The sequence below is a fragment of the Granulicella aggregans genome (genome assembly GCF_014203275.1).
Taxonomy (GTDB): Bacteria; Acidobacteriota; Terriglobia; order Terriglobales; family Acidobacteriaceae; genus Edaphobacter.
On the sequence record NZ_JACHIP010000004.1, the window covers coordinates 446,181 to 459,750 of the forward strand.

The following is a 13,570-nucleotide window of genomic DNA, read 5'->3' on the forward strand; positions in this document are numbered from 1 at the left end:
AATCAAGAGCGGACCGCGTGGCAGAATTGGAGCCCTCCCCATGTCCGACACGCTTGTCGCCTATGTCATCTCCGTGGTAATCCTCGCCGTGCTGGCGCTCTCCGTTCCCTGCATTGAGCTGCTGGCAAGGCTGCTGCGAACACCGCTTCGCGACGAGGGCGAAAGTTTGTCCCAGTCTTCCCTGAAATCGCGCGGCAACTCCCACAAGGTCGCCTGAAATATGGCCTACACCAAAACGGGCGTTACCCAGCACCTCACGCTAGATGCGGTCGAAAAACGCAGCATTTCTATTTGCGTTAGATAGATGCGGCTGACGATCAATATTCCTGATGACATCCATCGAAGCCTCAAGATCAAGGCTGCAAAGGAGGGTACGACGATGCATGCGCTGCTTTTGCAGGGCATCGACGACCACCTGAAAAGCAAAATTATCACGGTCCCCACGGCGATCATATGCAGGACGATCCTCAGCCGAAGAAGTAGCGTACCTTGTCAGGACCCTGGAAAGCGCTCCGCTTAAGGGCACGGCTTCAGCCATGTCGCAGATACTTCTTTGCGCTTCGGCTTCAGCCGCTGAGGTACAGCTCTTGTTCCGCCAAGTCTCTCTTAGGACATCTAAGCCTTAGCCGCCGGAACCGCCTCATGCGGCGTCTCGCCAACCGTAATCAACGGCTTACGGTTCTTATAGCTCGCCGTCACAAACTCCCTGAAAAGCGGGTGCGGCTCGAGCGGCTTCGACTTGAACTCAGGGTGGAACTGGCAGCCCAGGAAGAATGGGTGCCCCGGGATCTCCACAATCTCCACATACGTCGCATCCGGCGTCGTCCCCGTCAGTCTCAGACCGCCGCCAACCAGCAGCGCCTCATACTCGCGATTGAACTCGTACCGATGCCGATGGCGCTCGCTGATCTCGGTCGTCCCATACGCCTTCGCGGCCAGCGAATCCGGCTCCATCACGCACGTCCACGCGCCCAGACGCATGGTCCCACCCATCTCTTCGACGCCGGTCAGTTCGCGCAGCTTGTAGATAATCCGGTGTGGCGTCGAAGGATCGAACTCGCCTGAGTTCGCCTGGCTCAGCCCACAGACATTCCGCGCATACTCGATGCAAGCCGTCTGCATTCCCAGGCAGATGCCGAAGTACGGAACTTCCTGTTCACGAGCGTACCGAATCGCGTTCAACATACCTTCGATGCCGCGCTTGCCAAATCCGCCCGGAACCAGGATGCCGTCGAAGCCCGCAAGCTGCGACTCGTACGCCATGCTAGGCTTGCCCTCTTCGTCCTTCGTCTCGAGCCCCTCGGCCTCAATCCAGGTCACGCGCAGCTTCAAGTTCTGCGAGAGCGCGCCGTGCACCAGCGCCTCCTTCAGCGACTTGTAGCTATCTTCGTACTCCACATACTTTCCGACGATGGCGATCGAGACCTCATCCTTCGGGTTGTAAGCGCGCTCGACAATGTCCTTCCACTTGCTCAGGTCGGGTTCCTTAGCTTCGATCTTCAGGTACTTCAGCGCCAGCGCGTCGACATGCTCGTTCGCAAACGTCAGCGGAACCTCGTAGATGCTCTCCACGTCACGCGCGGCGATCACAGCCGGCTCTTCCACGTTGCAGAACAGCGCAATCTTCGCCCGCATCTCGCGCGGCACCGCACGGTCCGAGCGGCACAGCAGAATATCCGGCTGGATTCCGATCGACAGCATCTCCTTTACGGAGTGCTGCGTCGGCTTGGTCTTCAACTCCTGCGCCGCCGCGATCCACGGAATCAGCGTGACATGAACGAAGCATGTGTTCTCGCGGCCGAGATCTTGCCGCATCTGCCGAATCGCCTCGAGGAAGGGAAGCGACTCGATGTCGCCCACCGTTCCGCCGATCTCGACGATCACGACTTCGCAGTCCGTGCCGATCTTACGCATCGCGTTCTTGATCTCATTCGTAACGTGCGGAATCACCTGGACGGTCTTGCCAAGGTAGTCGCCGCGCCGTTCCTTGGTGATGATCTGCTCGTAGATCCGCCCCGTGGTCAGGTTGTTGTCCCGTGTCAGCTTGGCATGGGTAAACCGCTCGTAATGACCGAGATCGAGGTCCGTCTCTGCACCGTCGTCGGTCACAAAGACCTCGCCATGCTGGAAGGGCGACATCGTCCCCGGATCGACGTTCAGATAGGGGTCGAACTTCATCAGGTTGATCTTAATTCCACGGGCCTCAAGCAGGCAGCCAATCGAGGCTGCCGCGAGTCCCTTACCGAGTGAAGACACGACTCCGCCCGTTACAAAGATGTACTTTGCAGACATGTCCGCGACCTCATATTTTCTTGGGAAAGTTTGTGCAGGATGGGCACTCCTAAGTATGGCAGGGTAGCGTGCCATACGCAACGAGGAAAAGCCGTCCGCATCTTGCCGCTCCCCACGTCCGCCGCGTCCGAGCCCCCAGAGAACACTTGATACCCGATGCTGGATGGCAGGCTTACGCAGGAAGGTGAAGACGCTGCTTGGCGAGTCCAAAACGCCTCACGAGGGAAGCAATGGCGACGCAATTCGCCTCTGCCCCGAGTAAGGCGAGATGCCATTCCGCCCATTCGCCTTGACCGTATACATCGCCGTATCCGCATGTTGCAGGATCTGCTCAACTTCGAGGCCGGAGTCGGGATAGATGCAGAGTCCTATGCTGACCGTGATGACCAGCAGACGGTCTCCGATGTTAATGGGGGCGGATACGGCTTCGAGGATCTTTTGGGCGCACCGGTCGACCTCCTCCATACTCTTGAAATCCGGCAGAACGATGATGAACTCATCTCCGCCCAGCCGCGCGACGGTGTCGGTCTCGCGAACCGAGGCCAGCAGACGCTTTGCCAGGGCGGACAGCAGGGCATCGCCGACGGCGTGCCCAAGGGTGTCGTTGATGCCCTTGAAATGGTCGACATCGACCATCAAGACGGCGACCTTATGGTTGTCGCGACGAGCCCGTGAGATGTCATTGTTAAGCCGCGCATAAAGCAACGTCCGGTTGGGAAGGCCGGTGAGCTGATCGTAGTGAGCTAGAAAATTGACGTGATCACTGATCTTCTTGCGCTCAGTGAAGTCGCGGCTCGTCACAGCGACGTTATTGCCAATCTTGACCGCCTGGATGTGGATCCAGGTGGCGTGAATCGTGTCGTCATCGATGAAAATCTCGTCGACGTAGGGAACCCCGGTGCGCACGACCTCTTTGTAGCGTTCGAGAACGCCGGACGAGACCGCGTAGGGGCGAACCTCTGAGAGGACCTTTCCCAGGAACTGTTCGCGCGGAGTTCTAAGGCGGCGTTCCGCGGCGAGGTTGATAAAGCCAAAGCGGAAGTCGACGATCTCGCCAGCTGCGTCGAAGATTCCTTCAAAGATGTAAAAGTCGTCGAGGTTGTTCTCCGCAACATTGCGGAATGTATCGGCGTGCCGCGATGGAGTAGGCGAAAGTCGGCTCTTGAGCGCAAAGGAGACTGGTGCCGCGACGAAAGCCGCGAGAAGCTGAGCCAGGATAAGACGGCCGGGAAGAAGGATGGATGCGAATTGCTCAAGGATAAAGAACAGAACCACAGTGATAGTCAGGAATAGAACCACTCCGACTTTTTGAGAATGATGCTTTCGCGTATTCAAGGGGGCCCACCTCGACCGCCTCCGGGAAGCAGGTGCTGCCTGGAACGTCGGCCTTTTACTCGAGTGTATCTGCCCCTTGTGCGATACGGATGCCAACCTCCCTCCACGGAAAGCGAACGGATCGCCGATCTTTGACGAACTCCTGTCGCCATCCGGCTTTCGGAGAAATGAGCCGCCCGCCGCAAACTTTTCTCGCCAACCACGCCGCACCGGGACTATGCTAAACGCCACCAGAACCTCGGAGGCGATCATGTCGCGATCCATGCCGATGGATACAAAGGCCGTGCCATTGCACTCGCACCCGGCCCCCGGAATTGAGCAGAGTCTGCTTCACGGCATCGACTCTCTAGCCACAAAACTCGGCCGCGCCAGCCAGACCCCGGCACACCTGCTCACCGGTCTCCACGGTGAAGAGGAAGCTCTCTTCTACCTGCGAAATCGTAACTACACCGTCGTTGCCCGCCGCTGGCAGACACCGCGTCTCCCTGGCGATGTCGACCTCGTTGCCTGGGACGGTCCCTGCCTCTGTTTCATCGAAGTCAAAACCCGCACCGGCCGCCACATCGTTCCCGCCGAGTTCGCCGTGGACCAGCACAAGCAGCGGGTCCTGCGCTCCCTCGCTCGCGTCTTCTGCAAGCGTTTCGCCGAGCACACAAGATCCCAGATCCCCATTCGCTTCGACGTCGTTGCTGTCTACCTGCCCCCGGCAGCCGCCGGTCGCGTCGCACCCGAAATTGAGCACTTCACCTCGGCCTTCCCTTATTGATCTGAACTCCATCGTCCTGATGGAACAGACAGCCGCGCTTCGGTGTCTAATAAGTTTGAGGCCCCGAGATGACCCTGCTGAACGCCCCCGCCTATAACACTGCCCGCGAAAACCTCAAGCGCAACGTGATCGTTGGCGCAATCGTCGCAATTCTGCTGGGTTCGGTCCTTGCCGTCCTCGGCTATGTGCTCGGCCATGGCTGGTTCTTCACCAACCTTCCCGTGGAGCACCACGTGAAGGTCTTCATGGAAACAGTACAGTCCGGCGACTACGCCAAGGCCTACGGCATCTGGGAGAACGACGCCGACTGGCAACAGCATCCGCAGAAGTACGACTACAAGCTGCAACGCTTCACCGAAGACTGGAGCACCGCCAGCGACTGGGGCGGCCCGGTAAAGACCTTCCACATCGACGTCTCCAAGCGCGACAAGACCGGTGTTGTCGTCGCCGTCACCATCAACGGGAAGAAGCGTTTCTTCGTCAAGCGCGAGAGCAAAGACGGCACGCTCGACTACTTCCCCAACGAGATCGTCTACTAACTGGAAGCTTCTGCAACCCGCTCGCACGTAAGAAACGTCATCTCGGCCGAAGCGCAGCGGAGTGGAGAGGCCCCCGCATTTTCACTTTACCCGCGAGCCTCATACAGTCCGTGGCCCATTCATCGCAGCATCATCGCGATGCATGGGACCGCCACCAAATTATTCAACTGAACCGAGTTCCCTACGCCGGAATCTTAGCTGTCTGCAGACCCGTTAGCAGCGCCTCAAAGCACTCCGGGTCGAGCTTCGTGGGAATGTCCTTCCGCATGATCGCGCTCACCTGGCCAAGGTCCAGACTCTCGCGGTACGGTCTCTCCTCCGAGAGCGCGGCATACACGTCGGCGACCGCGATGATGCGCGACTCCAACGAAAGCTCTGCCGCCGACAGGTGATTCGGATATCCGGTTCCGTCCAGCTTCTCGTGGTGCGCTCCCGCTATCTGCGCCATCAGCCGGAAAGAGGGAATGCGCTCCAGGATCTGCTGCGTAAGCGCCGGATGCTCCTTCACCACGCTGAACTCTTCATTCGTCAGCTTGCTCGGCTTGTCCAGGATGGAGTTCGGCACGCGCAGCTTGCCCAGGTCATGCAGCAGCGCCGCCCGATGGATCAACTTCGTCCGATCGGCGGAGAGGCCAATCGAATTCGCAATGGTTAGCGCCGCCTCCGCGACACCCATGGAGTGACGGCTGGTGAATGGGGACTTTGCGTCGACCACGTCGGAGAACGCCTCGCAGATGTTGTCGATCTTGTCCGCGCCCAGTGGCACCGTATCGGAGGGCTGATAGGCGAGCACCGTGTCCCGCGTCGTGCCTTCGCTATCGCCGGCCAGGCAGTTAGACCACAGCTTCCCCCGTTTGTGCAGCGACACCGCAACCCGCACCAGCTCCGGATCGAACCACTTTCCGCTCCGCTCTTCCAACACTAGGATCGCCTGCTCCGTGCCCTTTTCTGTCGCAAACACGTCAAGATGCTGCGCCACAGCAGCGATCCGCGCCAGCAGCGGGATGCGCTCGCCACGCCAGCCGCTTGGATACCCGGTGCCGTCCCAATGCTCATCGAGGCAGCGTACCGCCTCGGCCGTCGCCTGTCCCAACCCGATCTTTGCCACGATCTTCGCGCCGCGGTCGCAGCGAAGGCCGATCATCTCTTCGTTATTCTTGTGTTGGGCGCGCCCAATCTGCGCGATGCGCAGCACCCGTTCCAGTGCATTGCCGTCCGGCAGCACGTTGTTCCACATCAGCTTCAACGTCGAAAGCTTCGGCTTGCCCGGCTGCGTCCAGTCCTCCAGCTTCACGCCCGCCTTCAACGCCCGGTCATCGCCGCCGCCGACAATCTGACACATGCGCGCCGAATTGCTACTGCACCCAACGTCCTTCAGCAGCAGCGCGAAATAGAGGTCGCTCTGCTGAAACTCGTTCAGCCTCGCCTCGGCTGCGATTCGCATGCCCAGCACGCAACTGCGCAGCGCATGGCCGGCGACAGCGCCTTCGGTTAAGTCCAGCGCAAAGGAGAGGGCCGAGATAATCTCGGGCATGTCGATGGTCTGAGCGTGGTGGGCGTCAAGGTCAAACGTGGCGTCAGTTGCGGTCAGCATCATGGGGTTTCCTGATCGATGTCTTCTGCGGTGTGGCGCCATGAAGCGATCATCGGCGCGAGGTTAAGAGCAATGATGAGGTCCCGGTACTTCGGTGTATCTGGCCTCACCAACAGGGATCAATCTACGGTCGGTTTCTAAAATCGAACGGTCTTCTGAAACTCATGCTGTGGCCCGGTCCATCTTTAGTGCGGACAACAACGCCTCAAAGCTCTGAGGATCGAGCTTGCCCGGAATGTCCTTGGACATGATGGCTGTGATCTGGGCAAGGTCGAGGCTCTCGCGATACGGCCTCTCCTCCGAGAGCGCCGTGTACACATCCGCCACCGCGATGATCCGGGTCTCGATCGATAGATCCTCGCTGCGGAGATTGTTTGGGTAACCCGTTCCATCCAGCTTCTCGTGATGGGAGCCGGCCACCTGCGCCAACTCGCGAAACGCGGGAATCCGGTTCAAAATCTTCTTCGTCAGTGCAGGGTGCTGCTTGACGAGCATGAACTCCTCTGCCGTCAACTTGCCTTGCTTCTCCAGTACCGCCGTCGGAATCCTCAGCTTGCCCAGGTCATGTAGCAGCGCGGCCCGACGGACAAACTGTGTCCTCTTCGCCGAAAGCCCCATCGTCTCCGCGATCATCATGGCGGAGTCCGCGACCCCCAGCGAGTGGACGACCGTAAACGGCGACTTGGCGTCGACCACGTCGGAGAACGCCTCGCAGATGCGATCAATCCTCTCCGGTCCCAGCTTCAACCCGGCCCTCGGCTCCAGCTCCAACACCGCTGCCCGTGTCTCCGCCTCGGGCAGGATATCCAGGCATCCCCGCCATAGTGTTTGGTCGCGATGCAACGACGCCGCAACCTTTACCAGATCGGGATCAAACCATTTGCCGCTCCGCGTCCGCATCACCGCAATCGCATTGTCCGGACCCTTGTCGGACGCAAAGACATCGAGGTGCTGCGCGATGGCCGCAATCCGCGCCAGCATGGGGATTCGGTGGCCCAGCCAGCGCCCTGGCTGTCCCGTACCGTCCCAGCGCTCGTCGATCGCCCGAACCGCCTCTGCTGTCGCGGAGCTCAGGCCTATCTTGGCGATAATCCCCGCGCTGCGGTCCCAACTCGGTGTGAACGCGTCTTCCTGCGGAACAGGAGCCGGCTCTACTGGTCGCCCGATTCTGGCAAGCAGGTCGAATGGCTCATTCGAGGAAGCTAGCCCAATGTCCGCAATGGCCCTTTGTTCCGCGAGCAGGCTTCGCCGTATCGACTCGCGAGGAGTGATCCCAAGCCGGGTCGTCGCGTGCAGCCCTCTCCAGTTCTCGCGGCGGTTCTGCGCCAGGTGAATGTGGCTTTGCCCGTCCACGATGCCACTCATATGCGCCGCGTTGCTGGTCTGGCCAATGTCCTTCAGCAGCAGCGCGTAGTAAAGATCGCTCAGTTCAGCCTGCGAGAGCCCCGCCTTCGCCCCGATCCGCATCCCTAGCACGCAACTCCGTAAGGCGTGGCCGGGAACGGCCCCCTCCGTCAGGTCGAGCGCGTACGACAGCGCGGAGATCAGCTCTGGCATGTCGATGCGGCCGGTCTCTTCCCGGAAGACCTGGGGTCGCGCAATGCTGGTTGAGTCGCGGAAGATCAAAAAGATTCCTGCCCCGAAATATAGCGGGGTCGACGCGACGGATTCGCGTGCTTGACGTCTAGGGAGTTGCAGGCAGGGTGGTGGGCCCACCAGGACTTGAACCTGGAACCAGCGGATTATGAGTCCGATGCTCTAACCAATTGAGCTATAGGCCCGTAAATCCGATTCTACAGCTTCATGGTCGCTGGTGGCTTTGTCAGCCAAGTGGGGTCTCATCCCGCAGAGATTGCGGCTGGACAGTTGTCGTTCAGTTGTCCTGCTTGCGGATACGAAGCTCTGGAGTCCGGCGAAGCATTCGCCAAAGTGCAGGGTGCAGTTAAGGTGGAAGCCCCTTTCATCTGTATTCCCTACTACTCTCGCCGCATTTGTATCGCTCCACTATCACGCCGAAGTTGCAACCGCTCCACCAACGGTGCTACATCCGCCTACCTCTTTGCCTGAAACCCGACCAACGTTTCGTCATCATCCCCGATCGGCATCCCCGGCGGAGCCTCGATCGCCTTCACCGGCGCAAACTTCTCCGGGTTGCGATCGAACTCCTCGATCCGGCGAACGGCATAAGCGTAAACGGGAATCTTCACATCGGCCTTCTGCTTCAGATCGTCCAGTCGCGCAATCGTGGTCGCCCGCACGACCGACGAAGCCGCGGGATTCGCAGCCAGTCGCAGCAGCGCCTCAACGGTTCGCAGAAAGACGGCATCGGCGATGAGCGCCTTCATCGTTCCCGCTTCTGCATCAGGCCGCGTCGCCGCCAGCGTCTGATCGATCACCTCGTTGAGCGAAGGTGCGCCGCCATCGCGGGCGTGGTCTACCTCCAACCGGCTCGCGCGCTGCGGATGAAATAGCAACCCCAGCGTAAGGTCTGCCGACGACTCAGCCGCCGCGATGGGATCGAACGTCAATCCCGTATGCGAGGCAAATGACTCCCGCGTCCGCTCCATCCCAGCGGGCATCGGAGGCAGGATCTTCAGCAAACTCTCCGGCAGCTCCAGCGTCTCCGGCGAAAGCGTCTTCAACACCGCCGCCAACGCCTTCCGCTGCTCTTCCGGCTTTACGATCTCGGTGACCGTCTGCCCATCCCCACGCAGCGCATAGCGATAATCCAGCCCGCCAATCACCTTCGCCGCCGCCTCGGTCTGGTAGCGATGCAGCAGATACACCAACACCAGCTTGTCTTCCAGTTCTGCCATCGGTTCGCCGCTTCGAATCGCCCCTTCGCCAAACCGCTTCAGCGCCACCGCCCGCGCATCGAGAACGCGGTTCAACTCATCCGTCGCATCCGCTCCGTTGTCCCAAAGGTGAGCATGAGGATGCGCTCCGCCCAACGGCCGCGCGTCTTCATCGGTGATGAAGTACATCCCCCGCTTCAGCGCCGCGTCGATCGGCTTGCTCAGCGTCGGCTGGTCCGCATTCGCCGGAAGATCGCGGTAGCCATAGTCGATCGCCACCTTGTCCCACGCGCCGATATTCACCGCATACGCATGGCTCACATCCGGTATACCCGCCGCATCGAGCGTCACATAAGGGTGCGGATAGTCCATCACGCTCGCCGACTGCGAGAAGCTGCTCGCGGCAAAATTATGTGCCAGCCCCAGCGTGTGCCCGGTCTCATGCGCCGATAGCTGCCGGATCCGCGCCAGCACCATCGCGAGCATCGGATCGTTCTTCGCAGGCAGCGCCTTGCCGTCCGGATAGGGAGACAAGAGCGCCTCGGCGATCATGTAGTCCTGCCGCCCGCGCAGAGACCCAAGCGTGACGTTCCCCTTGATGATCTCGCCCGTCCTCGGGTCGGCGACCGCCTCGCCGTAGCTCCAGCCGCGCGTATACCGATGCACCCACTGGATGATGTTGTACCGCACATCCATCGGGTCAGCGTCCGCAGGAAGTATGTCCACCTTGAACGCATCCTTCCATCCCGCCGCCGTAAACGCCTGGTTCCACCACCGCGCACCTTCGAGCAGCGCCGTTCGTATCGGCTCCGGCGCTCCGCGATCGACATAGTACTGGATCGGCGCAACCGGCTCGCAGTCTTTCACGCACGCGGGATCTTTCTTCACCAACCGGTGCCGCAGGATGAACTTCTGATCGAGGCTCTCGCCCAGCGCCACACTGTAATCGCGATAGCTGGAAGGGAAGTACCCCGCGCGCGGATCAAACTTCCGCGGCACAAACCCGGCAGGAGGCAGTTCGATGAAGCTCTGGTGCTCCCGCACCGTCATCGCATGAGCATCGGGCGTGACGTTCTTGACGAACTCGCCCTTGGCCGCTCCTTCAGTGGTGAAGGTTAGAATCGCCTCGACCTCGGTGTTTTTAGGAAATGCCTTAGTCGCATCGAGCGCAATCGCGGACCGCGTCGGATCCACCTTGTACGTCCCCTGTTCCAGTGATTGCAGGGTCTCCACCACTCCATGTGCGTCGCGCACAAAGAAGTCGGTTGCATCCACCAGCACCTCACCGTTAGCGTCCTCTGCCGCCACCGTAAACCCAAACAGCACTGACTCCGGAAACGATTGCTTCACCGCCAGCACTTCGGCCGGATCAGCCGCGCTGCTCCGAAAAGCCTCGTTCGCCTGCACCAGCAGCACCTTCGGCCCCGACCGCTCGAACCTGACAATTCGTCCCGGACCAATCTGGCCGCGATCCAGCCCAAGATCGTTCGAGCCCGTTCCGTACGGCAGGGAATCGGTATACAGCAAATCCTGAGATAGCTTTGGAATTTCGAGGTAAAGCCTGCCCGTCGCCGCGTCCCAATCCAGTGGCAACAGTCCCGTGAGGTGCCTCATCGAGGCCGTCTTCGCGGCAATCGAGGGCTGCGCGTTCGGCGTGGCAACACCCTGAGCCGAAAGAGCGCACGGTAGAAGAGCCAATGCGGCAGACGGCAAAAACATCCTGCAGAGAAGGGGAGAGAGCGATAGACGCGGCATCGCTCTCTTGTAACATGCCCCGGGCTATTTCTCCGGCATCGATCCCGGCGTTATATTCGCATCCTCCGGAGCAGACGGGTTGATGTGACCAGCCCCATTCTCCGGCGTATTGGAGTTCACATCCGTCTTTCCCGGCCCGGCGGTCGCGGGATTATCCCCCTTCGGCCCCGAAGGGGTCGCGCCCACGCTGTGCTGCGCGGGCTGGTGCGCCGAAGTCTCGTTCGTCTTCTCTGCTGTCGCCATATTTGTTCTCCTAGAGCGTAGGAGTCGTCCGGCCCAAGCTTCGTTGCTCCCGAATAGAATCGAATCATGCGCGATCGCATCTCAAAGCACTTGGAAAATCTGTGCCCCATTCATTCGTGGTCTCATCACGAATGAGTGGGACCGCCACCAACCCCCAGGGAAAAGCCCTCTTCCTCGACCGCGACGGCGTCATCAACGAAGAGGCCAGCTACCTCTGGCGGCGCGAAGACGTCCGTTTCGTCCCCGGCATCTTCTCCCTCTGCCGCACCGCGCAATCGCTCGGATACAAACTGGTCGTCGTCACCAACCAGGCCGGAATCGGGCGTGGCATGTACACGGAAGACGACTTCCGCTCCCTCATGCACTGGATGCGCGCGGAGTTCGTCCGCGAGCGGGTCACGCTCGACGCGATCTACTTCTCCCCCTACCACCCCGAACACGGCATCGGCGACTACAAGCGCGAGCACGAAGACCGCAAACCCGGCCCCGGCATGCTCCGCCGCGCCGCCGCCGACCTCAACCTCTCGCTAGCCGATTCCATTCTCATCGGCGACCGCTGCACCGACATCGCTGCCGCCAACGCCGCCGGTCTCCGTCAGGCCTTCCTCATCGCCGTCACCGAAACCGCTTGCCTTGGCAACTATCTCCCCGTCACCACCCTGGCCGAAGTAGAGCTTTGGCTCCGCACAAACGGCTAGAGCTCGAATGCCCCATCCATGACAGTTTCATCGTCATGGGTGGGACGTATACCGCCCGTGGTCTTTACTTTCCACCCGGTAAATCCGCATCCCTCAACAACACCCCAACAGCATCCTTCGCACTCACCAGCGGCTCCCCATCCAGCAAATCCAGAGGCCACGGGATCCCCAACGCCGGATCATTCCACAGAACGCACCGCTCCCCCTGCGGATAGTAAAGATCGGTCGTCTTGTACAGCACCTCCGCCGTCTCAGACAGCACCACAAACCCGTGAGCGAACCCCTCCGGGATCCATACCATCTCCACCGCATCCATCGGATCTTCGCGCTTCAGATGCACGCCCATGTACTTGCCAAACTCCGGCGAATCCGGCCGCAGGTCCACCGCCACGTCCCAGATATGCCCGGAGAGCACCCGCAACAGCTTCCCCTGTGGCTTGCCTAGCTGGTAATGCAATCCGCGCAAAACTCCCTTGCGCGAAAACGACTGGTTATCCTGCACAAACTCGCGATCAATCCCCAGCTTCGCGAACGCCTCGCGATTGAACATCTCGGCAAACCAGCCGCGATCGTCGCCAAATCGGCGCGGACGCAGGACTTTCACATCGGCAAGCGCAGTATCCACAACTTCCATCCCGCAATTGTAAAGTCCCTCGATCAACGGCCAATGCCACTTCCGGGCACTCTCTCCGTACGATCCCTGCCCCATTCATTCGCAGCCGTATCGCGAATGAGTGGGTCTGCCCCAAACTCGCCAGCCGGGAGCCGTGACCGGGTGCCAGATGTGGGCATCTTGCCACAGCGTCTACCATGGTCTAACGATGGCCCTCGAAAACATGCGCACGATGCTTCGCGGCAATCTCGGCCGCAGCCTCAACGCCCTCTCCGACGAAGACCGCCTCGCCGCCGCCTGGCCGGTAGCCTGCGGCCGCGCCATGGCCGAGCACGGCGAGATCGTCGCCCTCTTCGAAGGCACCCTCACCGTCGAGGTCTCCGACGCCGCCTGGCTCTCCCAGATGCTCTCCATGCGCTCCATCCTCCAGAACGAGCTCGCCCGCATCGCCCAGGTCAAGGTCACCGCGATACACTTTGAACTGAAAAAGAGATAACGAAGAGCAAGTAATAGAGGGTAAAGAAAGATGAGCGAAACCGCAGTCGTAACGCTGGAAGATGTAAGCCACGTCGCTGAGCTTGCCAACCTCGAGCTGACCGCCGACGAACTGCCGCACATGCAGCACAATCTGAATGCCATCCTCGGCTACATCGCCCAGCTCAACGAACTCGACACCACCGGCGTCCCACCCATGGCGCAAGTCGGCGAGATGCTGGGCAGCGAAGTGCATGTACACGGCGAGACCCTCCGCCCCGACGCCATCAAACCCTCGCTCGACCGCGCCGCCGTCATGGCCTCCGCCCCCGAAACCGACGGCAAGTTCTTCAAAGTCCCCAAGGTCATCGAGCGGTAATTCAGCAGTCAGCGGGTTAGCAGGTAAAGCGTTGAGCGAGTCAGCGACCCCACAAGTCAGCGAGCAAGGAATAGCGAGATTGAGCGT

At 60.4% G+C, this 13,570-nt stretch carries 14 protein-coding genes and 1 tRNA gene; 6 read left to right on the forward strand and 9 right to left on the reverse strand.

Annotated features, from left to right (window positions below; genetic code table 11):
* Nucleotides 1-40 precede the first annotated feature (40 nt).
* Nucleotides 41-217 carry a hypothetical protein gene (locus HDF16_RS15630; RefSeq protein WP_184218208.1) on the forward strand — a complete coding sequence of 59 codons (177 nt, stop codon included), beginning with the start codon at nucleotides 41-43 and terminating at the stop codon, nucleotides 215-217.
* A gap of 42 nt (nucleotides 218-259) precedes the next feature.
* Here the strand turns inward: HDF16_RS15630 and HDF16_RS15635 are convergent, their stop codons facing one another.
* The 3 genes from HDF16_RS15635 to HDF16_RS15645 all read right to left on the reverse strand — a co-directional run bounded on the left by HDF16_RS15635 (nucleotide 260) and on the right by HDF16_RS15645 (nucleotide 3,627).
* Nucleotides 260-538 carry a hypothetical protein gene (locus HDF16_RS15635; protein ID WP_184218211.1) on the reverse strand — a complete coding sequence of 93 codons (279 nt, stop codon included), beginning with the start codon at nucleotides 536-538 and terminating at the stop codon, nucleotides 260-262.
* Between the two features lie 77 nt (nucleotides 539-615).
* A complete protein-coding gene (locus HDF16_RS15640) occupies nucleotides 616-2,292 on the reverse strand; it encodes a CTP synthase (RefSeq protein WP_184218214.1) in 1,677 nt (558 codons plus the stop codon).
* Between the two features lie 216 nt (nucleotides 2,293-2,508).
* Entirely contained in the window at nucleotides 2,509-3,627 is a 1,119-nt protein-coding gene (locus HDF16_RS15645) for a GGDEF domain-containing protein (RefSeq protein ID WP_221312790.1), read from the reverse strand.
* A gap of 250 nt (nucleotides 3,628-3,877) precedes the next feature.
* On the opposite strand from HDF16_RS15645, the gene HDF16_RS15650 reads away from it, so the two are divergent.
* Together HDF16_RS15650 and HDF16_RS15655 are read left to right on the forward strand one after the other, a co-directional pair.
* Complete coding sequence (locus HDF16_RS15650; protein WP_246409153.1) at nucleotides 3,878-4,393, forward strand: YraN family protein; 516 nt, start codon at nucleotides 3,878-3,880, stop codon at nucleotides 4,391-4,393.
* Nucleotides 4,394-4,461: 68 nt separating this feature from the next.
* Nucleotides 4,462-4,932: a hypothetical protein gene (locus HDF16_RS15655; protein WP_184218220.1), complete on the forward strand. Its 471-nt coding sequence runs from the start codon at nucleotides 4,462-4,464 to the stop codon at nucleotides 4,930-4,932.
* Between the two features lie 181 nt (nucleotides 4,933-5,113).
* On the opposite strand, the gene HDF16_RS15660 is transcribed toward HDF16_RS15655, so the two are convergent.
* The 5 genes from HDF16_RS15660 to HDF16_RS15680 all read right to left on the reverse strand — a co-directional run bounded on the left by HDF16_RS15660 (nucleotide 5,114) and on the right by HDF16_RS15680 (nucleotide 11,319).
* A complete protein-coding gene (locus HDF16_RS15660; RefSeq protein ID WP_184218223.1) occupies nucleotides 5,114-6,529 on the reverse strand; it encodes an HD-GYP domain-containing protein in 1,416 nt (471 codons plus the stop codon).
* A 159-nt stretch (nucleotides 6,530-6,688) separates the two neighbouring features.
* Nucleotides 6,689-8,152 carry an HD-GYP domain-containing protein gene (locus tag HDF16_RS15665; RefSeq protein WP_184218226.1) on the reverse strand — a complete coding sequence of 488 codons (1,464 nt, stop codon included), beginning with the start codon at nucleotides 8,150-8,152 and terminating at the stop codon, nucleotides 6,689-6,691.
* A 78-nt stretch (nucleotides 8,153-8,230) separates the two neighbouring features.
* Nucleotides 8,231-8,307 (reverse strand) — tRNA-Ile (locus HDF16_RS15670).
* 270 nt (nucleotides 8,308-8,577) lie between these two features.
* Entirely contained in the window at nucleotides 8,578-11,076 is a 2,499-nt protein-coding gene (locus HDF16_RS15675; RefSeq protein WP_246409155.1) for a zinc-dependent metalloprotease, read from the reverse strand.
* A 24-nt stretch (nucleotides 11,077-11,100) separates the two neighbouring features.
* Nucleotides 11,101-11,319: a hypothetical protein gene (locus HDF16_RS15680; RefSeq protein ID WP_184218229.1), complete on the reverse strand. Its 219-nt coding sequence runs from the start codon at nucleotides 11,317-11,319 to the stop codon at nucleotides 11,101-11,103.
* A gap of 101 nt (nucleotides 11,320-11,420) precedes the next feature.
* Here HDF16_RS15680 and HDF16_RS15685 point away from each other — a divergent pair, with 101 nt between their 5' ends.
* A complete protein-coding gene (locus HDF16_RS15685) occupies nucleotides 11,421-12,017 on the forward strand; it encodes a D-glycero-alpha-D-manno-heptose-1,7-bisphosphate 7-phosphatase (RefSeq protein WP_348641332.1) in 597 nt (198 codons plus the stop codon).
* A gap of 64 nt (nucleotides 12,018-12,081) precedes the next feature.
* On the opposite strand, the gene rfbC is transcribed toward HDF16_RS15685, so the two are convergent.
* Complete coding sequence (rfbC, locus tag HDF16_RS15690) at nucleotides 12,082-12,651, reverse strand: dTDP-4-dehydrorhamnose 3,5-epimerase (RefSeq protein WP_184218234.1); 570 nt, start codon at nucleotides 12,649-12,651, stop codon at nucleotides 12,082-12,084.
* Nucleotides 12,652-12,838: 187 nt separating this feature from the next.
* Between rfbC and HDF16_RS15695 the strand changes: the two genes are divergently transcribed.
* Nucleotides 12,839-13,126: a DciA family protein gene (locus HDF16_RS15695; RefSeq protein ID WP_184218237.1), complete on the forward strand. Its 288-nt coding sequence runs from the start codon at nucleotides 12,839-12,841 to the stop codon at nucleotides 13,124-13,126.
* Between the two features lie 30 nt (nucleotides 13,127-13,156).
* Nucleotides 13,157-13,483: an Asp-tRNA(Asn)/Glu-tRNA(Gln) amidotransferase subunit GatC gene (gatC, locus tag HDF16_RS15700; RefSeq protein ID WP_184218241.1), complete on the forward strand. Its 327-nt coding sequence runs from the start codon at nucleotides 13,157-13,159 to the stop codon at nucleotides 13,481-13,483.
* Nucleotides 13,484-13,570 lie beyond the last annotated feature (87 nt).